This is a genomic window from Agrobacterium sp. LR_9 (assembly GCF_041954855.1).
Lineage (GTDB): Bacteria > Pseudomonadota > Alphaproteobacteria > Rhizobiales > Rhizobiaceae > Agrobacterium > Agrobacterium leguminum.
On sequence record NZ_JAVAYA010000019.1, the window covers coordinates 63,823 to 90,064 of the forward strand.

Annotated in this window: 24 protein-coding genes and 1 other RNA gene; 7 read left to right on the forward strand and 18 right to left on the reverse strand. The window is 60.3% G+C overall.

Going from position 1 to position 26,242, the window contains the following annotated elements; translation table 11 throughout:
- Positions 1 to 5 precede the first annotated feature (5 nt).
- The 16 genes from murD to RAC79_RS19805 form a co-directional block, all read right to left on the reverse strand.
- Complete coding sequence (gene murD / locus RAC79_RS19730; protein WP_374997438.1) at positions 6 to 1,415, reverse strand: UDP-N-acetylmuramoyl-L-alanine--D-glutamate ligase; 1,410 nt, start codon at positions 1,413 to 1,415, stop codon at positions 6 to 8.
- Positions 1,416 to 1,418: 3 nt separating this feature from the next.
- Complete coding sequence (gene mraY / locus RAC79_RS19735) at positions 1,419 to 2,519, reverse strand: phospho-N-acetylmuramoyl-pentapeptide-transferase (protein WP_003522196.1); 1,101 nt, start codon at positions 2,517 to 2,519, stop codon at positions 1,419 to 1,421.
- Between the two features lie 23 nt (positions 2,520 to 2,542).
- A complete protein-coding gene (locus RAC79_RS19740) occupies positions 2,543 to 3,976 on the reverse strand; it encodes a UDP-N-acetylmuramoylalanyl-D-glutamyl-2,6-diaminopimelate--D-alanyl-D-alanine ligase (protein ID WP_065655810.1) in 1,434 nt (477 codons plus the stop codon).
- A complete protein-coding gene (locus RAC79_RS19745; protein WP_174039493.1) occupies positions 3,973 to 5,442 on the reverse strand; it encodes a UDP-N-acetylmuramoyl-L-alanyl-D-glutamate--2,6-diaminopimelate ligase in 1,470 nt (489 codons plus the stop codon). The genes RAC79_RS19740 and RAC79_RS19745 overlap by 4 nt, the downstream gene beginning before the upstream one ends.
- Positions 5,443 to 5,499: 57 nt before the next feature.
- Positions 5,500 to 7,242, reverse strand: coding sequence for a penicillin-binding protein 2 (locus RAC79_RS19750; protein ID WP_003522193.1), 1,743 nt, complete (start codon positions 7,240 to 7,242; stop codon positions 5,500 to 5,502).
- Complete coding sequence (locus RAC79_RS19755) at positions 7,242 to 7,796, reverse strand: hypothetical protein (RefSeq protein ID WP_020811527.1); 555 nt, start codon at positions 7,794 to 7,796, stop codon at positions 7,242 to 7,244. The genes RAC79_RS19750 and RAC79_RS19755 overlap by 1 nt, the downstream gene beginning before the upstream one ends.
- 1 nt (position 7,797) lies before the next feature.
- Complete coding sequence (rsmH, locus tag RAC79_RS19760; RefSeq protein WP_174039494.1) at positions 7,798 to 8,823, reverse strand: 16S rRNA (cytosine(1402)-N(4))-methyltransferase RsmH; 1,026 nt, start codon at positions 8,821 to 8,823, stop codon at positions 7,798 to 7,800.
- A gap of 14 nt (positions 8,824 to 8,837) precedes the next feature.
- A complete protein-coding gene (gene mraZ / locus RAC79_RS19765; protein WP_003522190.1) occupies positions 8,838 to 9,278 on the reverse strand; it encodes a division/cell wall cluster transcriptional repressor MraZ in 441 nt (146 codons plus the stop codon).
- Between the two features lie 430 nt (positions 9,279 to 9,708).
- A complete protein-coding gene (locus tag RAC79_RS19770) occupies positions 9,709 to 10,062 on the reverse strand; it encodes a type II toxin-antitoxin system RelE/ParE family toxin (protein ID WP_081307867.1) in 354 nt (117 codons plus the stop codon).
- Between the two features lie 89 nt (positions 10,063 to 10,151).
- Positions 10,152 to 10,430 carry a type II toxin-antitoxin system ParD family antitoxin gene (locus tag RAC79_RS19775; protein WP_104679538.1) on the reverse strand — a complete coding sequence of 93 codons (279 nt, stop codon included), beginning with the start codon at positions 10,428 to 10,430 and terminating at the stop codon, positions 10,152 to 10,154.
- 110 nt (positions 10,431 to 10,540) lie between these two features.
- Positions 10,541 to 10,942: RNase P RNA component class A (gene rnpB, locus RAC79_RS19780), an RNA gene on the reverse strand.
- A 56-nt stretch (positions 10,943 to 10,998) separates the two neighbouring features.
- Entirely contained in the window at positions 10,999 to 12,189 is a 1,191-nt protein-coding gene (locus tag RAC79_RS19785) for an FAD-binding oxidoreductase (protein ID WP_174039495.1), read from the reverse strand.
- 59 nt (positions 12,190 to 12,248) lie between these two features.
- Positions 12,249 to 13,436 (reverse strand): FAD-dependent oxidoreductase, encoded by a 1,188-nt coding sequence (locus RAC79_RS19790; RefSeq protein WP_174039496.1) that lies wholly within the window; start codon positions 13,434 to 13,436, stop codon positions 12,249 to 12,251.
- A 92-nt stretch (positions 13,437 to 13,528) separates the two neighbouring features.
- Positions 13,529 to 14,068 (reverse strand): lytic transglycosylase domain-containing protein, encoded by a 540-nt coding sequence (locus RAC79_RS19795; RefSeq protein WP_003522187.1) that lies wholly within the window; start codon positions 14,066 to 14,068, stop codon positions 13,529 to 13,531.
- A 247-nt stretch (positions 14,069 to 14,315) separates the two neighbouring features.
- Positions 14,316 to 15,095: an N-acetylmuramoyl-L-alanine amidase gene (locus tag RAC79_RS19800; RefSeq protein ID WP_174036231.1), complete on the reverse strand. Its 780-nt coding sequence runs from the start codon at positions 15,093 to 15,095 to the stop codon at positions 14,316 to 14,318.
- Positions 15,092 to 15,832: a DnaJ family molecular chaperone gene (locus RAC79_RS19805; protein ID WP_161987904.1), complete on the reverse strand. Its 741-nt coding sequence runs from the start codon at positions 15,830 to 15,832 to the stop codon at positions 15,092 to 15,094. Before RAC79_RS19805 ends, RAC79_RS19800 begins: the two co-directional genes overlap by 4 nt.
- Before the next feature lie 319 nt (positions 15,833 to 16,151).
- On the opposite strand from RAC79_RS19805, the gene RAC79_RS19810 reads away from it, so the two are divergent.
- From RAC79_RS19810 to RAC79_RS19840, 7 genes are all read left to right on the forward strand, one after another.
- Entirely contained in the window at positions 16,152 to 17,363 is a 1,212-nt protein-coding gene (locus RAC79_RS19810) for a pyrophosphate--fructose-6-phosphate 1-phosphotransferase (RefSeq protein WP_065655955.1), read from the forward strand.
- A gap of 52 nt (positions 17,364 to 17,415) precedes the next feature.
- Complete coding sequence (locus RAC79_RS19815) at positions 17,416 to 18,051, forward strand: LysE family translocator (protein ID WP_142845271.1); 636 nt, start codon at positions 17,416 to 17,418, stop codon at positions 18,049 to 18,051.
- Positions 18,052 to 18,187: 136 nt separating this feature from the next.
- Entirely contained in the window at positions 18,188 to 19,273 is a 1,086-nt protein-coding gene (locus RAC79_RS19820) for a lytic transglycosylase domain-containing protein (protein WP_142845270.1), read from the forward strand.
- A 199-nt stretch (positions 19,274 to 19,472) separates the two neighbouring features.
- Positions 19,473 to 20,723: a DUF3419 family protein gene (locus tag RAC79_RS19825; RefSeq protein ID WP_142845269.1), complete on the forward strand. Its 1,251-nt coding sequence runs from the start codon at positions 19,473 to 19,475 to the stop codon at positions 20,721 to 20,723.
- Complete coding sequence (locus RAC79_RS19830; RefSeq protein WP_161987903.1) at positions 20,720 to 21,439, forward strand: class I SAM-dependent methyltransferase; 720 nt, start codon at positions 20,720 to 20,722, stop codon at positions 21,437 to 21,439. The genes RAC79_RS19825 and RAC79_RS19830 overlap by 4 nt, the downstream gene beginning before the upstream one ends.
- Before the next feature lie 194 nt (positions 21,440 to 21,633).
- Entirely contained in the window at positions 21,634 to 22,413 is a 780-nt protein-coding gene (locus RAC79_RS19835; protein WP_161987902.1) for a GH25 family lysozyme, read from the forward strand.
- A 122-nt stretch (positions 22,414 to 22,535) separates the two neighbouring features.
- The gene (locus RAC79_RS19840) at positions 22,536 to 23,762 is read left to right on the forward strand and encodes a lytic murein transglycosylase (protein WP_142845267.1); all 1,227 of its coding nucleotides are present in this window, start codon (positions 22,536 to 22,538) and stop codon (positions 23,760 to 23,762) included.
- Positions 23,763 to 24,228: 466 nt separating this feature from the next.
- Here the strand turns inward: RAC79_RS19840 and metF are convergent, their stop codons facing one another.
- Both metF and RAC79_RS19850 read right to left on the reverse strand, forming a co-directional pair.
- Complete coding sequence (gene metF, locus RAC79_RS19845; protein WP_003522177.1) at positions 24,229 to 25,122, reverse strand: methylenetetrahydrofolate reductase [NAD(P)H]; 894 nt, start codon at positions 25,120 to 25,122, stop codon at positions 24,229 to 24,231.
- A 1-nt stretch (position 25,123) separates the two neighbouring features.
- Complete coding sequence (locus RAC79_RS19850) at positions 25,124 to 26,137, reverse strand: metalloregulator ArsR/SmtB family transcription factor (RefSeq protein ID WP_142845266.1); 1,014 nt, start codon at positions 26,135 to 26,137, stop codon at positions 25,124 to 25,126.
- Positions 26,138 to 26,242: the final 105 nt, after the last annotated feature.

A 26,242-nucleotide genomic window follows, 5' to 3' on the forward strand; every position in this document is an offset into this window, starting at 1 on the left:
GGCCTTCAGCCCCCTTTTCCAGAGTCAACCAGCATCGTCATGCCATCGAGCGCCGCGACCTGCGCGACGAACGAATCACCTCTGATCTCAAAGTTCTTATATTGATCGAAGCTTGCGCAAGCCGGGGATAACATGACGATATTGCCGGCCGTCGCATCTTTTTCCGCATCCGCCGCCGCATGTTGCACGGCCTTGTCCAGCGTGCCGGATATTTCATAAGGCACGGCTTCACCAAGTGTCGCGGCAAATTCGGCTGCCGCCTCGCCGATGAGATAGGCCTTGGCGATGCGCGGGAAAAGCGGCGAAAGGCTGGTGATGCCGCCTGCCTTGGGCAGACCGCCGGCGATCCAGTAGATACGGTCGAAACTTGAAAGCGCCGGTGCCGCAGCATCGGCATTGGTGGCCTTGCTGTCATTGACGAAGGTGACATTGCCACGTCGGCCGACCGGCTGCATACGATGCTTGAGGCCGGGAAAAGACTTCAGGCCTGCGCGAACTTCCTCTTCGGAAACCCCGACCGCAAGGCAGGCGGCGATTGCCGCCGCCGCATTCTGCGCATTGTGGCTGCCGCGCAGGGTCTGGATACCGTCGAGATCGGTGAGCAGCGAAGAAGTGCCGTCATACGCACGGAAAATGCGGCTGCCTTCGGCATAAAGACCTTCGGAAACCACATTGCGCTTGGAAATGCGTTCCACCTTGACACCGGCGCGTTCGATACGGTCGGCAATCAGCGTCGAATGGCTGTCATCGACACCGACGATTGCCGTTTGACTGCCCGCCACCAGCCGTTCCTTGACGTCGGCATAGTGCTGCATCGTGCCGTGCCGGTCGAGATGATCGGGCGTCAGGTTGAGAAGAATGCCGGCGGTCGGATTGATCGTCGGTGCGAGATCGATTTGGTAGGACGAGCATTCGACAACATAGAAGCGCTGCGCCTTCGGCGGATCGAGGCTTAGTACCGCCGTACCGATATTGCCGCCCAGCTGCGTATCGCGGCCGGACGCCTTGAGAATATGCGCGATCAGCGCCGTCGTTGTCGACTTACCGTTGGTGCCGGTAATAGCGATGAAAGGGCAATCCGGCGCATGCGCACGGCGCTCGCGGATGAAAAGCTCGATATCGCCGATGATCTCGACGCCCGCAGCTTTCGCAAGGTCGACCGACCAATGCGGTTTCGGATGCGTCAGCGGCACGCCGGGCGCCAGAACGAAGGAAGAAAAGCTCGACCAGTCTATCGTTCGAAGGTCCGCCGTCTTGATGCCCTCGGCCTCAGCCTTCGCGACACTGTCGGGATTGTCGTCGAAAGCCACGACATCCGCCCCGCCAGCCACCAGCGCCCGGGCCGTGACGAGACCCGAACCGCCAAGCCCGAAAAGCGCGACCTTCTTACCTTTGAACGACGTGACCGGGATCATCGCTCACCTCAGCTTCAGGGTGGCGAGGCCAAGCAGCGCGAGGCCAACGGAGATGATCCAGAAACGGATGACCACCTGGCTTTCCGTCCAGCCCTTTTTCTCAAAATGGTGATGGATCGGCGCCATCAGGAAGACGCGCCTGCCGGTGCGCTTGAACCAGAAGACCTGGATGATGACAGACAGTGTTTCCATGACGAACAGACCGCCGACGATGACCATGACGATCTCGTGCTTGGTCGCGACAGCGATGGAGCCGATCAGGCCTCCGAGCGCCAGCGAACCCGTATCGCCCATGAAGATGGCGGCGGGCGGAGCGTTGAACCACAGGAAGCCGAGGCCTGCGCCGATGACCGCGCCGACGATGACGGCAAGTTCGCCCGTGCCGGGCACGAAATTGATCTGCAGGTAATTGGCGAAAACCGCGTTACCGGCGAGATAGGCGATCACGCCGAAGGTGGCGGCGGCGATCATCACAGGCACGATGGCGAGACCATCGAGACCATCGGTCAGGTTCACCGCATTGCCCGCGCCAACGATGACGAAAGCACCGAACAGCACGAAGAAGTAGCCGAGATTGATCACGAATTCCTTGAAGAAGGGAAACGCGATGGAGCTGCCGAGAGTGCCGCCATGCGGTGCGGAGGCGAGCGCCATCTTCATCATGAAGAACACGGCAATCGCCGCGATCAGGAATTCAATGCCGAGACGGGCCTTGCCGGAAAAGCCCTTGTCGCTCTGTTTCGTCACTTTCAGATAATCGTCGTAGAAGCCGATGGCTCCGAAACCGAGCGTCACCATCAAAACGGCGACGACATAGACGTTCGACAGATCGCCCCAGAGCAGCGAACCGCCGAGAATGCCGGCAAGGATCATCAGGCCGCCCATGGTCGGCGTGCCGGCCTTCTTGAAATGCGTCTGCGGACCATCCGCGCGGATGGGCTGGCCCTTGCCCTGGCGCACGCGCAGCGAATTGATGATCGCCGGTCCGAACAGGAAGACGATCAACGCAGAGGTGAACATCGCAGCACCCGCCCGGAAGGTGATGTACCGGAACAGGTTGAAGATTTGAATTTTATCCGACAGTTCGACGAGCCAGATCAGCATAATTGCCCTTTCAAAAGGCTATTTCAGACTTGGCGTTCCGTCTCGGGGAATGCCGGATACTTGTCAAGCAGCGCGGCGACAATCTTGCCGAAACCGAGGCCAAGTGACGATTTTACCATCAGCGCGTCTCCCGGTTGCACCCATTGCAGGGCGAAATCGGTCAGTTCCGCCGTCGTCGGGAACCAGATGACGGTAACGCTGTCCGGCAACGCATCACGCAGCGCCGCCATCGCCTCACCCGCCAGCCAGACATGTTCGATACCAGCCGCGAGCAGTGGGCCCGCCAATTCTTCATGCAACTGCGCGGAAAACTCGCCCATCTCCAGCATGTCGCCGAGGACTGCGACGCGCCTTCCGTGACCCTGCGTCGGCGTTTCCGCCAGCACGGCGATCGCCGCGCGCATGGAGGCCGGATTGGCATTGTAGCTTTCATCGATCAGCAGGAAGGTGCCACCGTTGATTGCCAGCTGATGGCGCTGGCCGCGCCCCTTTACCGCCTCAAGCGTTCCCAGCGCCTCGAAGGCACGGTCGAGATTGGCGCCGGTGACCGCAACGGCGCCCAGCACGGCCATGGCGTTATCGGCAATGTGCCGGCCGGGAATATTGATGTGCAACTCGCTGGTTTCACCGTTCAGGATCGCCCAGATCGTCGAGCCCGTCGTCGTGCTCTCGAAATCCGCGAGGCGGAAATCCGCCTTGGCATGCTGCCCGAAGGTGAGGATATGCTCGATACCCTGTTCCTGCGCCGCTTCTTCAAGCTGTTCGAATTGGGCGTTATCGCGGTTGAGGATGACGGAACCGCCCTCTTCCAGACCCTCGAAAATCTCCGCCTTGGCGCTAGCGATCTCTTCGATGTTCTTGAAATTGCCAAGATGGGCCGGCGCGATGGTCGTGATGATCGCCACATGCGGGCGCACCAGCTTCACCAGCGGCCGAATTTCGCCGGAATGGTTCATGCCGATTTCGAAAACACCGAATTCCGTGTCGGCAGGCATGCGCGCCAGCGTCAGCGGCACGCCCCAATGGTTGTTGAAGGAGGCTACCGCCGCATGCACCCGCCCTGAAGGGGCGAGCGCCTGCCGCAGCATTTCCTTGGTCGTGGTCTTGCCGACCGAACCGGTCACCGCAATGATGCGCGCCGACGTTCTTTCACGCGCCGCGATGGCGAGCTTGCCGAGTGCGGCAAGCACATCTTCCACCACGATCATCGGCACGGTCAGGCGGCCGAGCGCCGGCAGCTTGGCCTCCGCAACGACCAGAAGCCCCGCCCCGTTCGCAACGGCGAAGCTGGTGTAATCATGACCGTCCACCCGGTCGCCCTTGATGGCGAAGAACGCTTCGCCTGGCTTGACCGTCCGGCTGTCGATGGAAATGCCGGTGATTCCGGTCGGCAGGTTGCCCACGGGTCGTCCTGCCGTGATGGCGATCATGTCGGCGACTGTCCATAACCAGCTCAAATCTTCGATCCTTCCAGCCCTGCCAGTGCAGCGCGCACCTGTTCATGATCGGAAAACGGCAGCGTTACCGAACCGACGATCTGCCCCTCTTCATGCCCCTTGCCTGCAACGATCAGCGTATCGCCATGCGAAAGCAGCGACACCGCATGGCGGATAGCGTCCGCCCTGTCGCCGATTTCCAAAGCGCCGGGCGCTGCCGCCATGACTTCGGAACGGATCGTTGCAGCATCTTCCGAACGCGGATTGTCGTCGGTGACGATAACGATGTCGGAAAGCCGCGTCGCAACCTCGCCCATGATCGGGCGCTTGCCCTTGTCGCGGTCGCCGCCGCAGCCGAAGACGGTGATGATTCGGCCCGAGGTGAAGGGCCGAACGGAGGTCAGCACATTTTCCAGCGCATCCGGCTTGTGGGCATAATCCACATAGGCAAGCGCGCCGTTTTTCGTCTGGCCTACCAGTTCCAGACGGCCGGCGGCGCCGATCAACTTTTCGAGCGCCTTCAAAGCCGTTGCGGCGGGAACACCCGTCGACATGGCAAGGCCGGCGGCAACAAGCGCATTGGCTACCTGGAAATCACCCGCCAGCGGGATATCGACTTCATAGATCACGCCATCATGATGCACTTCGATCATCTGCTTGTGGCGAAAATGCTCGACGCGCTTCAAAGTGAGATACTGACCGTTCCGTCCAACGGTGCGGACATCGAGACCGGCTTCGCGCGCCGCCCGGATCGCCTTTTCCGACCACGGGTCGTCAGCTAAGATCACGGCGGGAGCGCCCTTTTCCATCAGCGTATCGAAGAGCCGCATCTTCGCGGCCATATAGTCCTCGACGGTCGGATGGTAATCCATGTGATCGCGGCCAAGATTGGTGAAGCCGGCGGCAGAAAGGTGGACGCCATCGAGGCGGCGCTGGTCAAGACCGTGGCTGGAAGCTTCCATCGCCGCATGCGTCACGCCTTCCGCCGCAAGTTCGGCCAGAAGCGCATGCAGCGTCACCGGATCGGGCGTGGTGAGCGCGCCGTAATCCTCGCGGCCGGGTGCAATCACACCTGTCGTGCCGATCTGTGCGGCGGCATGGCCGGCGAAAGCCCAGATTTGCCGAACGAAGGAAGCAACGGACGTTTTTCCCGCAGTACCGGTGACGGCGACCATGGTTTCCGGCTGTTTTCCATAAAAACGGGAAGCGGCAAGGGAGAGATAAAGGCGTGGATCGGTGACCGAAAGCACCGGCACATCGGCATCCACCGCGTGTCCGGAAACGATGGCGACCGCGCCCTTGGCAACCGCGTCCTTCACATAGGCCGCGCCATCCGCCTTGGTGCCCGCAACCGCCACAAACAGGCTGCCCGGCGCAGCCTTGCGGCTGTCTGCGGTGATCCCCCCGATTTCGATCGCCCCGATCTCAGACAGGAGCAATTCTTTCAATTCCGGAAACGCATTTCCGGATATATCTCGCAAATTCATCGACTGTGTCCGTCTTGTCCCCCCGGCGCGAATCGCCGGAACATCATAAGCTAACAATCAATAAGACACGAGCAAGGCCGAGCCATCCTTGCCGAACTTCGGCTTCACGCCCAGCACCGCCGCCGTGCGGGTAATGATATCGCGCACCATCGGCGCTGCGGATGTGCCGGCGAGTGCCGCGCCATTACCCTTGTCCGTCTTCGGCTCGTCGATGAAGGACAGCACGACATATTGCGGATCGTCCATTGGGAAGGCCGAGAGGAAGGCGTTGAAGTTCTTGTCGTGCACGTAACGTCCGTTGACGACCTTGTCGGCCGTGCCGGTCTTGCCGCCGACGTTGAAACCATCGACGCGCGCGTTGCGGCCGGAACCGTTGACCCCGTTCCACTCGAACAGGAAACGCATGTCCTTGCTGGCGCCCGGTTTCAGAACCTGCTTAGCCACCTGATCGGCCTGTTCGCGGGTACGCGGCAGGAAAGTCGGTTCGATCAGTTTGCCGCCATTGACGAGTGCAGCGCCGGCAACCGCCGTCTGCAACGGTGTCGTGGAAACACCGTGGCCGAAGGAAATGGTAATCGAGTTGATCTTCTTCCATTCGCGCGGCTGCGACGGCAGCGCCACTTCCGGCAGTTCGGTCTGCATGCGGGTCAAAAGGCCAAGCCGGGTGAGGAATTCCTTGTGGCCTTCCGTTCCCACCGTATCGGCAATCTTGGCAGTACCGATGTTCGACGAATACTGGAAGATTTCCGGCACCGACAGCATCCGGCCCTTGCCGTGGAAGTCCTTGATGGTGAAACCGCCGATGCGGATCGGATAACGCGCATCGAAGGTATCGCCGAGACGGACGCGGCCCGAATCGAGACCCATGGCGATGGTGAAGGATTTGAAGGTGGACCCCATTTCGAACGTGCCGTTCGACATGCGGTTGAGCCAGCCTTCCTTGGCGCCTTCGGCCGGATTGTTAGGATCGTAATCCGGCACGGAGGCCATGGCGAGGACTTCGCCGGTATGCACATCCAGAACCACCGCGCCGGCGCCGATTGCCTGGAACTTGGTGATGGCCGAGGTCACGACTTCGCGGACAATGGACTGCACGCGCAAATCGATGGAAAGCTTCACCGGCTCCAGCGGCTGGTCGCTGGTCATGCCAAGCGCGGTCAGATCGGCAAGGCCCTGGCTGTCGACGTAACGTTCCATGCCGGCAACGCCGCGATTGTCGATATTGACGTGACCGACGACATGCGCAGCGGTCGGCCCGCCGGGATAAAAGCGGCGCTTTTCCGGACGGAAGCCGACGCCTGGAATGCCGAGCGCCAGAATCTGGCTCTGCTGCTTCGGCGTCAGCTGGCGGCGCAGCCACTGGAAGCGCGAATTGGAGGAAAGCTTCTGATAGGTGCTGCGCTGGTCGAGATCCGGCAGAACCGTCCGCAGCTTCTCGATAGCCTCATCGATATCGACGATGCGATGCGGTTCGGCGAAAAGCGAGACGGTGCGAATATCGGTGGCCAGAACCTCGCCATTGCGGTCGAGAAGATCGGGGCGGGACGCCATCAAGCGGTCGGCGGGTGCGATGCTCGATACCGTTTCCTGCTCGGCCATGCCATATTGCACGAGACGCCCGCCAACGACGGCGTAAAAGGCGACGAAACCGAAAATGATCAGGCCGACGCGGCTTTTCGCCTGGGCGGCGCGCTTCTTGCGGGCGCCCTCAAAGGCCGCATGATCGGTGTAGACGCCGGTGGTGCTGGCGGAAAAATGAGCCTTGCTCTTCAAAACCATGACGCGGGAGAGAAAAGACATTAGCGGTTCACCGATCCTGTTATCGTGTCATCCATGTCGTCGGTTTCATCGCCCGCGACGGCGGAGACGGCCGGAGCCGCTGTTGGACGGGAAACACGCGCCCGGGGTGTCGGAACCGGAGTGCCGTTGACGGCAATCTGGCCCGCCGGCGGTGATTTCTTTTTGGTGGCCGCACCAAGCGTCGCACCCGGCTTGGAGCCGTTGACGGCGGCGGCAATGACATCCTCGACGCTCATGCCTTCCGGTTCGGGCGGCTGCGGCAGTTGCGAGCGCAGCATGGGCAGCTCGCGCGGCTGCGCCAGCTGCGTCGGCAGCGTCGGCGAAAGGCCAAGCTCGTCCTGATAGGCATTCACGAGACGGTGCAGACGGTTCGGCTGCGTCAGGAGCGCCCAGTCGGCCCTCAAAAGATCGATCGTATCCTTCTCAAGCTTGATCTCGGCCTCCAGCTTGCGGACCTCCTCAAGCTTCAGATCGGCCTTGTGCTTGATCGAATAGGTCACGACGGCCGCGGCGACCATCACACCCATCAAGATGACATCGAAAGTGCGCAGCATATCAGCCTCCCATCTTTTCAAGGCTGGCGAGATCGGGAAGCTCGAAGATCGAATAATCCGCCGCGCGCGCCGGTGCGGTCGTGCGCAGACCGGCCCGCAATTTGGCGGATCGGGCACGGGGATTGAACTCCGCCTCCTCATCGCTGGCGGCGATCATCGACTTTCCGATGTTATCGAAAATGGCGGGCTTGTCCTCCACCATCGGCAGATGCCGGGAACCGGCGGCCTTGCCCGAACGGTCGGAGAAGAATTTCTTGACGATACGGTCTTCCAGCGAATGGAAGGTGACGACGACCAGCCGGCCGCCGGGTTTCAAAACCTGCTCGGCGGCAAAAAGCGCCTGCGCCAGCTCGCCCAGCTCGTCATTGACGAAAACGCGCAGCGCCTGAAACACCCGCGTTGCGGGATGAATCTTGTCTTTGGCCTTACGCGGCGTGACGATTTCGATGAGGCCGGCCAAATCGCGGGTGGTGCGGAACGGCTCTTCCGCCCTCTTCTTCTCTATGGCGCGGGCGATGCGGCCCGGCTGCTTTTCTTCACCGAGAAAACCGAAGATGCGGATCAGATCGCTGACCTTCGCACGATTGACGACGTCGGCCGCCGAAACGCCGGAACCCGACATGCGCATGTCGAGAGGGCCATTTTTCTGGAAGGAAAAACCGCGCTCGGCCTCGTCGATCTGCATGGAGGAAACGCCGATATCCAGCACGACGCCATCGAGCCCGCCTTGCGGGGCATGTTTCGCGAGATCGGAGAATTGCGATTGGATGAGGCTCAACCGGCCGCCATTGGCGGCAACCATCGCCTGACCGCCGGCGATAGCGGTCGGATCGCGGTCGAGCGCGATGACGTCGGCGCCCTGATCGAGAATGGCCTGGGTGTAGCCGCCGGCGCCGAACGTGCCGTCGAGAATTATCTTGCCGGATGATGGCTCCAGCGCGGCAATGACTTCGCGAAGCAGGACCGGGATGTGACGCTGAGGTCCGCCATCGGCATCAGAAGATCGTCCGCCAGAATTCGCCGCCATTCCGTGTCCCCGTCCTAGGCGGGGCGAGCAGCCGAAAAACCGCGCCCCGCTCTTGCTTCCGCCTGCGCCGCCAAAAACGCATTCGGTTGCCAAAGCTGAAAATGATCCGCCCGTCCGACGAAGGTGACCTCGGTGGATATGCCGGTGAATTCCCGCACGAAATCCGTCACCATCAATCGACCTTCCTGGTCGAGCTTCATGAAAACGCCGCCGCCGTGAACCAGCAGCGACATCGCGTTCGCCTCGGGCGAGAAGGCATCCATCGACGCAATCTGCCGCTCGTAGCGCTCCAGCAAATCCGGACCGCCGACACTGATTGCCGGAAAGGCGAAATCCTGAAGACAATAAAGCTCCTGAATGCCGCGCCTGACCAGCACCGAACGAAACGGAGACGGAACCGAAACGCGCCCCTTGGCGTCGATCCTGTTCGTCACGTTCGATAAAAAGCGGTCCATTACTCAACTCGCCAAAACCGCATGCCGCAAAGCGATTCATCCGCTCCGCAGCCGACACCGGTACGCACGACACATCGCCAAGCGCCAGGGCGACGTGCCCTGCAGCAGCCCCTCGTAGGCTCCTCACTCGTTTCAGCGATTGCGGGTCAAAAACACGACCCAATGTGGTGTGCATTTGGGATATCATGGGACACTATGGGCGTCAATGGGAGAAGCCGGCACGATACCGACTTCGCATCGGAAATTCATAAGCCGTTAAGTTTAACGAATGGTTTACCGGGGCGCGCGACGAAGCGCTTTCACGGCACGGGACGATGCGGTAAAAGCGCTGTTTTTCTTTGTTAAAATAAGGAAATGGCCGCATTATCCGGCTTCACGGGCAGACGGGTCAGGCCGTCAACGTCAGAAAATAATGGAATCGACGAGAAGCTCAGTCACGATGGCTTCCTTCGCTGCGCTCTATATCCGCATTCTCAGGGCGCAGTGCTTCCTCATCAAACTCCTGGCCTTTAGCCAGAAGACGCAGAACAACCACATCGTCCTGCTCCACCACAAAAGCGACACTGACGCTGCGTTCAAAACCGATTATGCGGAGTCCCACACGCAGTTCGTTACGCACGGTGCCACGTTCGGGAAAGACATTCAAAGTTGAAAGAAATATGCCGATGCGATCAATGTACCGATCTGCGACAGCGGACGACCCTGATTTACTGGCGATATTTTGATGGATATGCACCAGATCAGCCTGCGCTTCGGGTGACAGGCGCACAACGTAATACTTCATTTAAAAGCGTTTCCAGCAAAAACATGCGGCAACTTGGCATTACGAATTGCATAAATATAAATAGATAAAGGGTTTCCGAGAGGTGGGAGCTATGTGCGCCCCTCACCCTTGGCAATACGCGCCCTGACCTCAGCCAAACCTTCATTGAGAGGCTTGGCCCTGCCCGGGTCTGCTTTGTGAGCATCGTATGCGGATGTCACTTCTTCCTGCAACCACCGCTCCACGGCCGCATCGCGGGCTGCCAGGGTGCGAAGGCCATCACGGATAACCTCGCTCTCCGTCGCATATTCGCCGGAAGCGACCTTTGCCTTGACCATTTCCGCCATTTCCAGGGGGAGTGTGATGCTGAAAGCTTGGGTGGTGCGCATGGTTTTCGCCTTTCATTCCCCTTGTATCACACGGTATGATTTAATCATACACATTCCTGATTATTCATGGGGGAAGCGGCATACACGAGCCGCCGCAAGATTGAGGAAAATTTGCCAGTTGGCCTGTAAGCCGGGTTCTGTATGGCCCCGGTTTGACCCGGAACGTGGCAGCCATTCATCTGGGACGGCATTTGCATGCCGCCTCGCGCAACCCACCCGGATGACGGGCCCGGAAACCGGCTGTGAACGGGCTTTCGCCCGCCCCGTGTCATCCCTATTCGGTCTTGCTCCCGGTGGGGTTTACCTTGCCGCCGCTGTTACCAGAAGCGCGGTGGGCTCTTACCCCACCCTTTCACCCTTACCATGCGATGCATGGCGGTTTGCTCTCTGTGGCACTTTCCCTGGGGTCGCCCCCGCCGGACGTTATCCGGCACCGTATTTCCGTGGAGCCCGGACTTTCCTCACCTTACCGTCTTTCGACATTGGTAAAGCGCGGCTGCCCGGCCAACTGGCATGGGCTGCATAACCATGTTCCGAGGCGAAAGCCACCGAAAAGCGCAGGCAAGGATCAAAGAAATGCCGGCTTGAAATCCGTCGAAAAGGCGCCGTCGGCGATTTCTCCGTCCCGCAGCAGCAGAGCACCGAGCCGTCCGATCTCATCGGAACTCTTGGCCGCCGTACCATTGCCGCCGGTCAGAACCGCAATCTTCGGCGAGGCGGTGAAGCCGATGGCCGGATAACCGCTTTGCGTTTTGGAGACGACGCAGGCGGCCATCGAGACACGCGAGAGATCGATGGAAGGCAGCAGCGATCCGACGATCTCAGAGAGATGATCACGCACGCTTTCGCGTCCGCCGGAGCGGAACCATTCCCGGATTTCCGGGTCGCTGCCGAGCCTCTTGTCGTCGGGATCGCCACCGATCTTCAGGTAGAATTTGCCATCGGGATAACGCACCGGCGGCAGAAGATAGATATGTTTCGTCGTGTCTCGCGGCTCATAGATCAGCGACGGCATGTCCGCATATTGATCCAGATCGCCCTCATCTACCTCGAAAAAAGCGACGGTGCGTGCATAGACATCGAGGGCCACCGGCTGCGGCAGCAGATCTTTCGTGATCGAGAAGCCGCCGGCCGCCACCAGCACCCGGTCTGCCGTATAAACCGCGCCCGAGGCCGTCTCCACCCGCGCGCGACCATCCTCTTCGCGCGTCGAGACGACGATATCGTCGACAAGCGTAACGCCCGCCATTTCCGCCAAAATGGCCTGCGCCTGCACCAGCCCACGCGGATTGACGTATCCGGCATTGTCCCTTTCGAACACGCCCTCGCAACCCGGCTCGAAGGAGAAATAGGGAAAGCGGCTTTCGAGGCCTTCCCCGTCCAGCAGTTCCGTCGAAACCCCGAGCCGCGCCGCCGCCTTGCGGACATCGTCGACAAAAGGATTAGCGCCGCCCCGTTCGGGCCCCACCATCAGGCAGCCGACGGGTGCATAAAATTCAACACCGCTTCGTGCGGCAATATCGGCGTAACGCGCTATCGAGCGGTTGGCGAGCAGCGCCCAGTCGGCATCGCCGTCGATGGTGCGGGTAATCCGCGCCTCGTCATAATGGCTGGCGAAGACTCCCTGATGCGATTTGATGTCGGCAGGTTCGCCGGGGCCGATCAGCGCGACGCCATCCACCGTTTCAGCCAGATGGCGGGCGGCAGCGGCCCCCATCATGCCGCGACCCACAACGATGTATCTGAAATGTCCCGACATGCCGCCCTCTTCACCCGCTCATTTCCGTCACAACCTTGTAGCTGCTTCGTCCCCGAATGTCAGACGAAAACCGGCGACATTTCGGCGGCGAATTCATCCTCGGTCAACTGACCGTTCAAAAGCAGAATGGCGCCCAGCCGGCCGATTTCGTCCGAAGACTTGGCGGAGACGAAATTGCCGCCGGTCAGAACCGCGATATTGGAGGATTGCGTATAGCCAATATAGGGATAGCCGCTGCGGGTAATGGAGGCGACACAGGAGCCTGAGGTGACCGGGCAGCCCGCAAGCTCCGGCATCAAGGAGAGCGCCCGCTTTTTCAGAAACTCAACCTCACCCGGCGTGCCGTCCGAATGGAACCAGTCCACTGCGTCGGTGAGCGTTTCAAGCCTGCCCTTTTCGCTCTCGCCGCCGATCTTCAGATAGACCTTGCCATCGGGATAACGCACCGGCGGCAGGATATAGACGATGTCGTCCTCGGTCTCCGCCAGTACGATGGTGGAGGGCATCGCACCGAACAGCGCCTGCCGCGCCTCATCCAGCTCAAAAAAGACGATGGTGCGGCCCGTGGCCGCCATATCGACCGGAGAAGGCAGAAGCTCGGAAATGTTGGTGAAACCGCCGGCCGCTACGATGACCTTTTCAGCCGTATGAACCGCCCCTTCCCGAGTCGAAACCTCGACGCCATGGGAAGTATCGCGAATATACGCCGCCGTCTGGCGCACAAGCCGCGCGCCCTGCGCGATGGCAATCGTGCATTGCGCCTTCACCAGGGCGCGCGGATTGACGTGGCCGGCATATTGCGCCTCGAAATAACCGCTATGGTCGGCCGGCAGGGAGAACATCGGAAACCGGCCAGCCAGCGCATCAGCGCCGAGTGTCTCCACACCGAGGCCGAGACGGTCGGCCGATGCAAGCGCGCGCGAGACATAGTCCCCCGCAAGCCCCCTGCCGTTTCCGGTAAACAGGCAGCCCGCTTCCGTGAAAAAGCGGATGCCGCTTTTGGCCTCGATCTCCGCATAACGGCGGATGGAGCGCTGCGCGAGTTCCGCCCAGACCGGATCGCCATCAAAACCGCGGGTAATGCGCGCTTCGTCGTAATGGCTCGAAAACACACCCTGATGGGTCTTGCGATCGGTGGGCTCGTCCGGGCCGATCAGCGCCACGCCATCCGTTTGCACTGAGAGATGCCGCGCCGCAGCCGCTCCCATCATCCCGGCCCCGACGACGATATATTTGAAATCCGGCATGTCATGCTCCGTATCAGATTTGCTTCTGACTACAGCATGCCGGACCGAACCGGAATCGCTTTTCGCAATTTCGCAGACGAACGATGGCGGCCTCAGCCGGCCAGCAGCGCCTGCACCTTGCCGCAATAACGCTTGGAGACCGGGTTCATCCGGGTGGCGCCATGGCCTGCATTGTAACGCAGGATCGTGCTGCACACCTGGCCGCCGCCAAGCTGATGCGCCGTCGCCAGATATTGCATGCCCCAGCGAATATTGGTCTCGGGATCGTAGAGCGCCTTGGTCGTACCGCGATAGCCCATCATCCGCGCCGTCGCCGGCTTGATCTGCATCAGCCCGACCTCGCCTGCGCTGCCGCGGGCTTTCGGATTGAACTTGCTTTCCACCGAAACCACGGCATGCGCCAGATTGGTGGGAACGCCGTAACGCTTGGCATATTTGACGATCAGATCGGAATAATCGTTCCTGAGCGAGGAAGGCAGGCTCTTTTCGGGAATGGGATAACCGGGCTTGCGGAAGAAGGTCTCCAGCGTCACGGTTTTGGTCTTGACGTCCTCGTCTTTGGCAAAAGCAATCCCCGCCTGCGAAGCGAGCATAACAACGCCCGCCACGACAGCAACAACAACCCTGTTCATATGTAGAAAAAGTCTCCAGATCGGATGACAGAAACAATGAAGCGGCACAATTAATCTGCGCCCGGAAAGTCGATCACGACCTTCCGCTGTCCGGTCTCCTTGATTGATATTGACGGCAGGTTCCCCTGAAGAACGACACCGCATGCAGTGCCGTTCTTAAACTTCCTCAATGCGGATTAACTGTGGCACGGTAAAAAAAGCGACTTGAGCAGCAAGAAAACCGGGAACGTTTTTCCAGAATCCGCGTTCAGGCGGCCGAAAATCTCGGCAGGCTGGCGATCAGCCGATGCAACGTGTCGATGGTGGAGAAATCCGCGATGCCATCCACCAGAGCGGGACGGAAATGCCGCTGGAAGGCAGCCACGGCGCCTTCGGTTTTCTCGCAATAAGCGCCTGTAATTTCAACGCCATAACCATAGATGGACAGCATCGACTGTAGCGCTTCGACCGGTTGGCCATGATCGCCGCGCTGGAAAAAACGCCCGCCACGGATCGGCGCAGGCTCCACCCAATGGCCGACACCGTGCTGCGACAGGATGTCCCACGGGAATTTTTCACCCGGATCGACCTTGCGGATCGGCGCGACATCCGAGTGCGCCAGCACCCTTTCAGGGGCGATAGACCAGCGCTGGCCGCAATCGCGACACAATTCGATGACGGCTTGCACCTGTTTCTTCGGAAATTCCGGCAGGCCGCCGGGATGGCCCTGATTGGCGATCTCGATGCCGATGGAGCGGGAATTGATGTCTTGATCCCCCGCCCAGATGCTTTTGCCCGCGTGCCAGGCACGGCGGGCTTCCGGCACGAGCTGAATGACGCGCCCGTCTTCGAAGACGAAATAATGGCTGGAAACCTGGCTTTCCGGATTGCAGAGCCACGACAGCGCGCCGTCGGCCGTCGTCATGCCGGTATAATGCAGCAGAATAATATCGGGGCCGGCCACACCCAGCCTTTCGCCATGGTTAGGCGAAGGCGCAACGGCTGCGCCCCCGAAATCCGGGGTAAAATCCGGCAGACATTCACTCATGCGACGCGGCGTTCTTTCTCGATGGCCGCATAGGCGGCGTTAAGCGCCGCCATACGCTCATTCGCGGCCGCATGCAATTCCATGGGAACGCCGCGTGCGATGAGCTTGTCAGGATGGTGTTCGGCAACCAGCGAACGATAACGCCGGCGAATATCGGAAAAATCGTCGGAAGGCGAAACGCCGAGCACACGATAGGGGTCGCGCCCGTCCATATGGACATGCCGCGCCATGATCGTTTCGAAGTGATCTTCGGTGATGCGGAAGATTTCCGCGATCCGGCCGAGGAAGGCCAGTTCCCGCTCATGGATCAGCCCATCGGCCTTGGCGATGTGGAACAGGCCGTCGATGACGCTTTCCAGCATCTCGCAATTGGCGTGCCCGGAGCCGCAAAGACCGGCAAGCCGCTCCGCATAGGCCTCGTAACCGGCAACGTCCTGACGGGCGAGATTATAAAGACGGGCAACGTTCTTGGCTTCTTCTTCCGGAAAATCGAAGATCTGCCGGAAGGCGCACACTTCGGCATCGTTGACGACACCGTCGGCCTTCGCCATCTTGGCGGAAAGCGCGATGATGGCCACGGAAAAGGAAACCTTGCGGCGCGTCTCCGGATCACCCTCGAAAAGGGTGCGGATGGCTTCCACGACGCGCCCGAGCGCACCGCCTGCCGCGTCGCCGATTGCGCCGAGCAGCCGTTCCCACAGGGATGAAATTTGCAGACAGGCGAAATCGAACATCATGCGACAAGCATGACGGGATATTGCCGCGAATGCAATATGTCCAGCGGGCCGGCGGCATTAACTTTTATTCATCTTTGCGACAGTTTTGCTTCAGGAACAAGAGCGCGCCAGACGATGACGCCACAGTTTTCCACAGATGGCGGGAAGCCGGCCACCGGCTATGCCGATTGAAACGATTATATTCCGCCACTTTGCTCAAGCCGCTGAAAAACCGCGAGAAATCGGCGTTTTTCTTTATAAATTCACTTTACACCTACACGCGGCTGTCGCATCCATTTGCCAGACATGTCTTTGGGTATATGTGAAAAGGAGAGCCATGATGGCCAAACAGAAAGTCGCAATGCTGACCGCGGGTGGCCTTGCGCCCTGTCTCTCTTCGGCCGTGGGCGGCCTGATCGAGCGTTACAGCGACATCGCGCCCGAGATCGACATCATCGCTTACCGCTCGGGTTATCAGGGCGTGCTTCTGGGTGACCGTATCGAGATCACCAGGGATATGCGGGAAAAGGCGCATCTGCTGCACCGATACGGCGGCTCGCCGATCGGCAACAGCCGCGTCAAGCTCACCAACGCAGCCGATTGCGCCAAGCGCGGTCTGGTCAAGGAAGGCGACAATCCGCTGCGCGTCGCGGCTGACCGGCTGGCGGCTGACGGCATCACCATTCTCCACACCATCGGCGGTGACGACACCAACACGACGGCTGCGGACCTTGCCGCCTATCTCGGCGCCAACGGCTACAATCTCACCGTTGTCGGCCTGCCGAAGACGGTGGATAACGACGTTGTGCCGATCAAGCAGTCGCTCGGCGCCTGGACGGCAGCCGAAGTCGGCGCCTCCTTCTTCGACAATGTCAGCAACGAACAGAGCGCAGCGCCGAAAACCTTCGTCATTCACGAAGTCATGGGCCGCCATTGCGGCTGGCTGACGGCCGCCACCGCCCGCGCCTATATCCAGAAGACCAGCGGCAATGAATATGTCGAAGGCCTGATGATGAACACGCAGATGAAGAACATCGACGGCATCTACCTGCCGGAAATGGCCTTCGACATCGAGGCGGAAGCCGAGCGATTGAAGGAAATCATGGACAGGAACGGCTATGTCACGCTGTTCGTTTCCGAAGGTGCGGGCCTCGATTCCATCGTCGCCGAACGCGAAGCCTCCGGCGAGGCCGTCAAGCGCGACGCTTTCGGCCATGTGAAGATCGACACCATCAATGTCGGTGGCTGGTTCCAGAAGCAGTTTGCCAGCCTCATCGGTGCGGAACGCTCCATGGTGCAGAAATCAGGCTATTTCGCCCGCTCCGCCGCCGCCAATGGCGACGACCTGCGCCTCATTCAGGGCATGGTCGATCTCGCCGTAGAAAGCGCGCTCAACAAGGTCTCCGGCGTCACCGGCCATGACGAAGACCAGAATGGCAAATTGCGGACCATCGAGTTTCCGCGTATCAAGGGCGGAAAGCATTTCGACCTCTCTGCAAAATGGTTTACCGAAGTGATGGAACACGTCGGTCAGCCGTTCACAGCGGCCTGATTTTACGATAGGCTAAAATAATACGGCGACAGGGAGGGCAAGGAGGAAGAGAATGTCTGGACAGGCCTGGCTGATTTTTTGTGCAGCATGTGCCGTTGTGTTCGCACTCCCCTCTCCCCTTGTATTTTCTGTCGCCTCCTATGCCGCCATTCGCGGCAAAAAGACGGTCTTCGCCTCCGTCATCGGCGGCGCGCTCGGCATTGTCACGGCCATGACGATTTCCGCCATTCCGGTGGCCGGTCTCGCCTGGCTGCCGCAATCCTTCGTGGAAATCGTGCAATGGGCCGGCATCGGCTGGCTGATGCTGTTCCTCCTGTGGACCTTCGCCACGCCGGCCGCCCAGGCCGCCAATGCCGATAATGACAACCTGCCGGGCAAATCCTGGAGCGGTATTTTCCGCGATTGTTACGCTATTGCCGCCCTGCGCCCGCGCTACTTCGCTTTCTTTCTGGCGTTGCTGCCGCAATTCGTGTCCGCCTCCGGCAAAGCAATTGAAACGCTTGCCATGGCGCAGGCCGCCATCCTGCTTCTGGCGCTGGTGATTCTGACCGCGCAGGCGCTGTTTGCCGGGCCTACTCTGGCGATGGTGCGCCGCATGTCGGGCGATAAAAAAATCCGGCCTAAATACCGCACCCACTTCATTTCCGGCCGCGCCGTCAGCGCCGGATACAGGCGCATCGCGGCCTGAAAAACCGCCCGAAAGCCGGGGAGAAACGTCCCGGCTTGCCGCTATCCTTACAATAGGTTAATGAAGGCGCGACGGGACACTGCCTGCTTCGCTCGACGCGGGGGTATCGAAAGACAGGCATAACGAAGGCGGCAACATGCGAAATTCGGGAAAATTCCGCGGAAGAAGTGCACTTCTTCTGTCTTCCACCGTGGGTCTGGCACTGGCATTGAGCGCATGCACCAGCGTCGAATATACCGCCAAGGAAGGGCCGAACGGCCCGAAGATCGCAACAGTCAATCCCGCGACCACTCCTGCGCAGACATCGGCGCAGCCGGCAACGGCCGAAGCAGCAGCGGGCGCGACCCCGGTAGCAGCAGCAACGGTGCAGACCGCCGAAACCGCAACCCCTTCCCAGCTTGCAGCACTTCCCACCGCAGTCGCCGTCAAGGGCGGACGCGTGGCGCTGCCGCCGGCTTCCGAAATTGCTGCAGCCGCAGCCATCGCCGCCCAGATGCAGCCGCAGCAGAACGAGGTCGCCCAAGCTGGTGTGACGACATCTGCGCCGACCACGGCCACGGCGCTGGCACCGACAAGCGCCACTCCGGCGGCCGCAGCCATCGAAACGGCTGACGTGGCGGCCAAGCCGGCTGCCCATAATGCCGCCGCCGATCTGCCGCAGGTGGTTGCCGTCAAGGGCAGCTTCCCGCCCGCACCGCCGCCGCCCGGCTCGCCCTCCATCGGCACCGAACTGACGGCGGAACGCAAAGTCATTCCGCTGCCGAAGCCGGACAGCACGGTTCTAGCCTATGCCGCCGGCCCCACCAATGCCGCGCTGGCCGCCATCCGCCAGAACGAATCGATGACGGCGCCGCTCAATTCCGCGCCGGCCGGACGCGAAAAGCTGAGCGGCCTTATTACCAAATACGCCACCATGTATGATGTGCCGGAAGATCTGGTTCACCGCGTCGTGCAGCGCGAGAGCCGATATAACCCCGGCGCCTATAGCAGCGGCAATTTCGGCCTGATGCAGATCCGCCACGCCACGGCCCGCTCCATGGGCTTCGATGGCCCCGCCTCCGGCCTTTTCGATGCGGAAACCAACCTCAAATACGCCGTCAAATATCTGCGCGGCGCATGGGTTGTGGCCGGCAACGACCGCGACAACGCCGTCCGGCTTTATGCGCGTGGCTATTACTACGACGCCAAGCGCAAGGGCATGCTGCACGTTTTGCGCAAGTGATTGCCTCCGGCTCTGTTATGCGAATGCAACGGAGCGGCTTTTCTTAAGCCGCCGGGTGTTTTCATTTTATCATCCTGATTGGGCGGCGCGGGCTGGTTTTCCACCGACACCCCTATTCCCCGCCTTTGCCCACAGCCCCTGTCATCAAATTGTAGTGTCACGGCTGTAGACGCCTCTCAATCGACTGAGAGGTGAACATATGACGAGTGCGGCACCCAAGACCGGCTTCAGCAAGAACACGAAACTGAAGTCCGCATTGCTCCAGCACAAGGCACTCTCCAAAAGCGGTCTGTCCGAGCGCTTCTTCGGCGTCCTCTTTTCCGGCCTCGTCTATCCGCAGATATGGGAAGACCCGGAAATCGACATGGAAGCGATGGAGCTCGGCGAAGGTCACCGCATCGTCACCATCGGCTCGGGCGGCTGCAACATGCTGGCCTATCTCTCCCGCAATCCGGCCAGCATCGATGTCGTGGACCTCAACCCGCACCACATCGCGCTGAACAAGCTGAAGCTCGCCGCCTTCCGCCATCTGCCCGCCCATCAGGACGTGGTGCGCCACTTCGGCCGCGCCAATACGCGCAGCAACAGCCGCGGTTACGACCGCTTCATCGCCGAGCATCTCGACGCCACGACCAAGGCTTACTGGTCGAAGCGCACCCTTTCCGGCCGCCGCCGCATCGCTGTCTTCGACAGGAATATCTATCGCACCGGCCTGCTCGGCCGCTTCATCGGCGCCGGCCATCTCATGGCCCGGCTGCACGGCGTAAAGCTCACCGAAATGGCCAAGACCCGCACGCTGGACGAACAGCGCCAGTTTTTCGACAGCAAGGTGGCGCCGTTGTTCGACAAGCCGGTGGTGCGATGGCTGACGAAGCGCAAAAGCTCGCTGTTCGGCCTCGGCATTCCGCCTCGCCAATATGACGAGTTGGCCAGCCTTTCCGCAAATGGCACGGTTGCATCTGTGCTCAAGGAGCGGCTGGAAAAGCTCGCCTGCAACTTCCCGCTCAGCGACAATTATTTCGCCTGGCAGGCCTTTGCGCGCCGTTATCCCGAACCGCATGAGGGCGCGCTGCCCGCCTATCTCAAACCGGAATATTACGAGACGATCCGCAACAACACGGCCCGCGTCGCGGTTCACCACGCCACCTATACCGAGCTTCTCTCCAGAAAGCCGGCAAGCGCCGTCGACCGTTATATCCTCCTCGATGCGCAGGACTGGATGACCGACACGCAGCTCAACGAATTGTGGTCGCAGATCAGCCGCACCGCCGCGCCCAGTGCGCGCGTCATTTTCCGCACCGCGGCCGAAAAGAGCGTCATCGAAGGCCGGCTTTCGCCCGATATCCGCAACCAGTGGGTCTATCTCGAAGAGCGCTCCAATGAGCTCAACGCCATGGACCGTTCGGCTATCTACGGCGGCTTCCATATCTATCAGAGGGCTATGGCATGAAAACCATCGGCGAGAATGTGGGCCTTGCAGATAGCGCGCATGCGAGCCTGATGGACCGCATGTATCGCCACCAGCGGCATATCTACGATATCACCCGCAAATATTACCTTCTCGGCCGTGACCGGACCATTTCCGGCCTCGACGTGCCGAAGGGCGGCACGCTCCTGGAAGTCGGCTGCGGCACCGGCCGCAACCTGCTGCTGGCCAGCCGCAAGTTTCCGCAGGCGAGACTGTTCGGCCTCGACATCTCCGCCGAAATGCTGCTGACCGCAGCCGAAAATTTCGCCGGCAAGGCGGAACGCCCCATTCTGCGGGTGGCCGATGCCACTGCTTTTCGCGCCTCCGAATTCGGCCAGCCCGACGGCTTCGACCGCGTCATGATCCCCTATGCGCTGTCGATGATACCCGACTGGGAAAAGGCGATCGAACAGGCGCTCACGGCGCTGAAACCCGGCGGCTCGCTGCATATCGTCGATTTCGGCCAGCAGGAACAATTGCCGAAGTGGTTCCGCACCCTTCTGCAAGCCTGGCTTACCCGTTTCCACGTCACGCCCCGCGCCAATCTCCGCTATGTTCTGGCCAATATGGCCGGCCGTTTTGACGGTAATCTCGAATTCGAGGAAATCGCCCGTGGTTATGCCTGGCGGGCTGTCATCACGCTTCCAGTTGCCGAAGCGCATCAGCCGAAGGTTCACCGCATATTGGCCGACGCCTGATTCCCGGAAGGCTCCCTCCAAGCCGAAGCTCCGTACTAAAACCGCAAATCGCTTGAAATCCAGCGGCTTGCGAGGTGCAAAAGACACGCGCCCCCTTGCCATATCGATTTGTTTACCATGTTATGGGTAAATCGGGAGATACGGCGCGCCGTTTTGCGGCCGCGGGATGGGCAACAATAATCATCAGGGTTCCAATGCGGCTGCGTTTTTCGGCACTATTGTCGGCTTTGCTGTTGATCGGCGGCTGCACCTCCACCAGCTATGACCTGCTGGAAACCGCATCCGTTTCCAAGCCGAAATTTTCCGATACCGATCCGCAGGATTTCGGCACGAACAACCCGCACCGCCATGAGGTGCACGGCATCGACGTGTCCAAATGGAATGGCGATGTCGACTGGCCGACCGTGCGCAAATCAGGCGTGTCCTTCGTCTTCATCAAGGCGACGGAGGGATCGGACCGCATCGATCCCAAATTCGGCGACCATTGGCGCAGCGCGGCGGCGGCAGATGTTCTGCACGCGCCCTACCACTTCTATTATTTCTGTTCGACAGCAGACGCCCAGGCCGACTGGTTCATTCGCAACGTGCCGAAAGAGGCCGTCACCCTTCCCCCGGTTCTCGACGTGGAATGGAACCCGGCCTCGCCCACCTGCAAGACGCGCCCGGCACCCGGCATCGTTCGCGCCGAGATGCAGCGGTTCCTAGACCGCATCGAAGCCCACTATGGCAAGCGTCCGATCATCTATACCTCGGTCGACTTTCACCGCGACAATCTCGTCGGCCAGTTCAAGGATTACCACTTCTGGGTCCGCTCCGTCGCCGCCCATCCGGCCAAGATTTACGAAGACCGCAAATGGGCCTTCTGGCAATATACTGCAACCGGCGTCGTGCCCGGCGTGAAGGGTCCGACCGACATCAATGTCTTTGCCGGAACGGAGAAAAACTGGCGGAAATGGATTGCTTCCGCCAAATAACAGGGCCAAGAAGCAACACTTTTGAAAAATCGGCGTTGTTCTGCAACGTCAGATCATTCGGTCCGTTTTTTTGTCGCAAACATATGGGTAAAGCGGGCTAACAACCTATCGAGGAAATTCCCATGCCCACGTTCCGGTCGCGCAGCATCGTTTTTGCCGCCGCTTTGTCGCTTCTTTCCACCGGCTCCGCCCTCGCCACACCGCCAGTGGCCGCGCCTGACGATCCCAAGCAGGTTGCCTGCGGCGGCGACCTCGGTGCATTTCTCGAAGGCGTGAAAGCCGACGCACTTGCCAAGGGCATTCCGGCCGATGCGATCCAGAAGGCGCTTGCCGGCGCGCAGATCGACCCGAAGGTGCTCTCGCGTGACCGTGCACAGGGCGTCTTCCGCCAGACCTTCCTGGAATTCTCCCAGCGCACCGTCAGCCAGGCCCGTCTGGATATCGGCCGCAAGAAACTTCAGGAACTCTCCTCCACCTTCGCCCGCGCCGAAAACGAATTCGGTGTTCCGGCCGGCGTCATCGCCGCCTTCTGGGCCATGGAGACGGATTTCGGCGCCGTTCAGGGCGATTTCAACACCCGCAACGCGCTGGTGACCCTCTCGCATGATTGTCGCCGCCCGGAACTCTTCCGCCCGCAGCTGCTGGCGCTGATCGAAATGGTCCAGCACGGCGATCTCGATCCCGCCACCAATACCGGCGCATGGGCCGGTGAAATCGGTCAGGTGCAGATGCTGCCCAAGGACATCATCGCCTTCGGCGTCGACGGGGATGGCGACGGCCACATCAACGTCAAGAGCAGCGCCCCGGATGCGATCCTGACGGCTGCGAAGTTCATCCAGCATCTCGGTTTCAAGAAGGGCGAACCCTGGATTCAGGAAGTCTCGCTGCCGGAAAACCTGCCCTGGGAAAAATCCGGCCTCGGCGGTCCGCTGACCGCGGGTGACTGGTTCGCGCTGGGCGTCACCCCGCGCGACGGCAACAGAAACTTCGCCACCCTGCCCGCAGCCCTCATCATGCCGCAGGGACGCAAGGGACCGACCTTCATCACCTATCCGAACTTCAACATCTATCTCGAATGGAACCAGTCGTTCATCTACACGACCTCGGCCGCCTATTTCGCCACCCGCCTCATGGGCTCTCCCGTCTACAACAAGGGCAACCCGGAGCCCGGTTTCGATGATGCGACCATGAAGGAGCTTCAGACCAAGCTTGAAGCGCGCGGACACAATGTCGGCAAGGTGGATGGTATTCTCGGTTCCGGCACCCGCGTCGCCATCCAGAAGGAGCAGCAGCGTCTCGGACTGCCCGCCGATGGCTGGCCTTCGACCGCACTTCTGCAGGCGCTGTAAGCAATCTTAACGGCGCCTTCCGGCCCTTAATCTGTCGGACGGAATCAAGGCATAAAGCGTTAATCTCGACCTGATGACTGGGGATAACACCCCGGTCATTTACTTTTTTTAAACATATGAAGCACTGCGTGATAAGAAAATAATCTTTTATTTTCAAATAATTACAGAAATTTCTTTTTTATGCCGTTCAGAGACGTGCTGCACTGCATCACAAAAACCGCTTTTCAACTGCCACAAAACGGTCATATTATCGAACCTGTCAACAAGAGGAGGCACCCATGGGACTTACAAAATCTCTCAATGCCTTGGCAGTCGGTTTGGCGTTTTTGTTCGTAGCGATGATGCTTTTCATCTGACGAGACGTGAAGACCAAACGCAGAGAAGAACCGTAGATGACACGAGTTTAAAAAGCGCAGGCCCTGAGGGACCTGCGCTTTTTTCATGTCGGTAATCCGCTATGGTAAAATCAGGCGGCGCTGCGGCGCAGACGCTCCAGCCCGAGATTTTCAAGCACCGCATCGACCAGCGGCGCGCGGTTCATGGTGTAGAGATGGAATTCATTGACGCCACGCCGCTGCAGATCGGCGATTTGCTCGGCGGCAACCTCCGCGGCCACGCGGGCGCGACCTTCCAGATCGTCGTCATAACCTTCGAAACGCTCATCCAGAAAACCGGGAATGCTGGTGCCGCAGCGGCCGGCGAAACGCTTGAGCTGGGTGAGGTTCTGGATCGGCATGATGCCCGGAACCACCGGAATGGTGATGCCCGCAGCCGTCACCCGCTCCATATAGCGTTCGAACACGTCATTATCGAAGAAGAACTGCGTCAGCGCCCGCGTCGCGCCATTATCCGCCTTGCGCTTCAGCATATCGATATCGACCGCTTCGCTTGCGCTTTCCGGGTGTTTTTCCGGATAGGCCGACACGGAAATCTCGAAATCGGCAATTTCACGCAGTCCCTTCACCAGAGCGGCGGCGTTCTCATACCCTTCCGGATGCGGCTTGTAGGCCGTGCCGATGCCCGTGGAGGGATCGCCGCGCAGCGCCACGAAATGACGAACGCCGGCGTTGCGAAATTCTTCAATGACCTGATGCACGTCCTCACGGCTGGCATCCACGCAGGTCAGATGCGCGGCGGTCGCCAGATGGCTGTCGCCGATCATCCGGCGCACCGCATCCAGCGTCGGCGCCTTGGTGGAACCGCCGGCGCCATAGGTGACGGACACGAAATCCGGGTTCCATTTCTTCAGCTCGGCAACCGTTTCCCAGAGTTGGGTTTCCATCTCGGGATTCTTGGGCGGGAAAAACTCGAAAGACAACCGGATATCGCCATCACGGCGCGCGGTTTCCGACCTCAACATATCATGCCCTCCCGGCAGCAAGTAAAACGGCCTCTTGCACCACATCGTCTGCCATCAGCAGCCGCTGGTCACGGGCAACCCAAATCGTAACATCCAGAGCTTCGTCGGACGCTTTTTCAGAATGAAGATCGACAGCGCGCTCCAGAGAAAGTCCGGCCTTCTTCAGCCACTCTTCCATCAGCGGATGCGAGAAACCGAGCCGCACATGCGCATGCTCGTCGCGCAGATATTCGAAGGAATGCGGCGCAAGATCGATAACGATCAGCCGCCCGCCGGGGCGCAGCATGCGCGCGGCCTCGGAAAGCGCAATCTCCGGCTGGTCGAGAAAATGCAGGACCTGATGGATGACGATCAGATCGAAATCCTGGCCTTCCAGCGGCAGGTTGAGAATATCGCCATGGCGCACGGATGCATTGACCACGCCCGCCTTGTCGAGATTGGCACGCGCCACCGAGAGCATGTCACGGCTGGCATCCACACCGATTGCGCGGCGATAGATACCGCTCAGAAGCTGCAGGATGCGGCCGGTGCCCGTACCGAGGTCGAGCAGCGAATCGACCGGCGTGGTGCCCACCAGCTTCAGGAGCGCGCCTTCCACGGCCTCGTCGCTGACATGCAGGCGGCGCAGCTCGTCCCAGGCGGAGGCGTTGCGGCTGAAATAATCCTGCGCCCGCTCCGCCCGCACCCGCTTGACGGTGGCAAGCCGTTCGCTGTCACGCTGGAGAACCGCGTCAGACGGCGACGCAGCGCCAAGCAGCTGCTGGACGACGCCCGCAGGCTCACCATCCTGCCGCAAGCGGAAATAGGCCCAGGCGCCTTCCTGATAACGCTCGATCAGCCCCTCTTCCGTCAGAAGCTTGAGGTGACGGGAGATGCGCGGCTGCGACTGGCCGAGAATTTCGGTAAGATCGGTGACAGTCAGATCGCCGGCCGAAAGAAGCGCCAGCAAGCGAAAGCGCGTCGGCTCACCCGACGCCTTCAGAAGATCCACCAATTTGTCCAGACCGAACGCCACTCTGCCGCGCCTCGCAAGCTAATCAAGATATAAAGATATCTTTATGTCGATGTGGTGTTCGATGCAAGCGCAAAGTGTTCGGTGAGGCGATCGTGTCCACTTATT

Excerpts from the sequence above, each read along its gene's own strand:
- metF (WP_003522177.1), bottom strand. The coding sequence starts at position 25,122 with ATGTTGAGGTCGGAAACCGCGCGCCGTGATGGCGATATCCGGTTGTCT.
- RAC79_RS19750 (WP_003522193.1), bottom strand. The coding sequence starts at position 7,242 with ATGTCTTTTCTCTCCCGCGTCATGGTTTTGAAGAGCAAGGCTCATTTT.
- RAC79_RS19785 (WP_174039495.1), bottom strand. The coding sequence starts at position 12,189 with ATGTCGGGACATTTCAGATACATCGTTGTGGGTCGCGGCATGATGGGG.
- RAC79_RS19745 (WP_174039493.1), bottom strand. The coding sequence starts at position 5,442 with ATGAATTTGCGAGATATATCCGGAAATGCGTTTCCGGAATTGAAAGAA.
- rsmH (WP_174039494.1), bottom strand. The coding sequence starts at position 8,823 with ATGGCGGCGAATTCTGGCGGACGATCTTCTGATGCCGATGGCGGACCT.
- RAC79_RS19840 (WP_142845267.1), top strand. The coding sequence starts at position 22,536 with ATGCCCACGTTCCGGTCGCGCAGCATCGTTTTTGCCGCCGCTTTGTCG.
- RAC79_RS19755 (WP_020811527.1), bottom strand. The coding sequence starts at position 7,796 with ATGCTGCGCACTTTCGATGTCATCTTGATGGGTGTGATGGTCGCCGCG.
- RAC79_RS19790 (WP_174039496.1), bottom strand. The coding sequence starts at position 13,436 with ATGCCGGATTTCAAATATATCGTCGTCGGGGCCGGGATGATGGGAGCG.
- RAC79_RS19810 (WP_065655955.1), top strand. The coding sequence starts at position 16,152 with ATGGCCAAACAGAAAGTCGCAATGCTGACCGCGGGTGGCCTTGCGCCC.
- mraZ (WP_003522190.1), bottom strand. The coding sequence starts at position 9,278 with ATGGACCGCTTTTTATCGAACGTGACGAACAGGATCGACGCCAAGGGG.
- RAC79_RS19800 (WP_174036231.1), bottom strand. The coding sequence starts at position 15,095 with ATGAGTGAATGTCTGCCGGATTTTACCCCGGATTTCGGGGGCGCAGCC.
- RAC79_RS19795 (WP_003522187.1), bottom strand. The coding sequence starts at position 14,068 with ATGAACAGGGTTGTTGTTGCTGTCGTGGCGGGCGTTGTTATGCTCGCT.
- RAC79_RS19775 (WP_104679538.1), bottom strand. The coding sequence starts at position 10,430 with ATGCGCACCACCCAAGCTTTCAGCATCACACTCCCCCTGGAAATGGCG.
- mraY (WP_003522196.1), bottom strand. The coding sequence starts at position 2,519 with ATGCTGATCTGGCTCGTCGAACTGTCGGATAAAATTCAAATCTTCAAC.
- murD (WP_374997438.1), bottom strand. The coding sequence starts at position 1,415 with ATGATCCCGGTCACGTCGTTCAAAGGTAAGAAGGTCGCGCTTTTCGGG.
- RAC79_RS19805 (WP_161987904.1), bottom strand. The coding sequence starts at position 15,832 with ATGATGTTCGATTTCGCCTGTCTGCAAATTTCATCCCTGTGGGAACGG.
- RAC79_RS19835 (WP_161987902.1), top strand. The coding sequence starts at position 21,634 with ATGCGGCTGCGTTTTTCGGCACTATTGTCGGCTTTGCTGTTGATCGGC.
- RAC79_RS19830 (WP_161987903.1), top strand. The coding sequence starts at position 20,720 with ATGAAAACCATCGGCGAGAATGTGGGCCTTGCAGATAGCGCGCATGCG.
- RAC79_RS19825 (WP_142845269.1), top strand. The coding sequence starts at position 19,473 with ATGACGAGTGCGGCACCCAAGACCGGCTTCAGCAAGAACACGAAACTG.
- RAC79_RS19820 (WP_142845270.1), top strand. The coding sequence starts at position 18,188 with ATGCGAAATTCGGGAAAATTCCGCGGAAGAAGTGCACTTCTTCTGTCT.
- RAC79_RS19770 (WP_081307867.1), bottom strand. The coding sequence starts at position 10,062 with ATGAAGTATTACGTTGTGCGCCTGTCACCCGAAGCGCAGGCTGATCTG.
- RAC79_RS19815 (WP_142845271.1), top strand. The coding sequence starts at position 17,416 with ATGTCTGGACAGGCCTGGCTGATTTTTTGTGCAGCATGTGCCGTTGTG.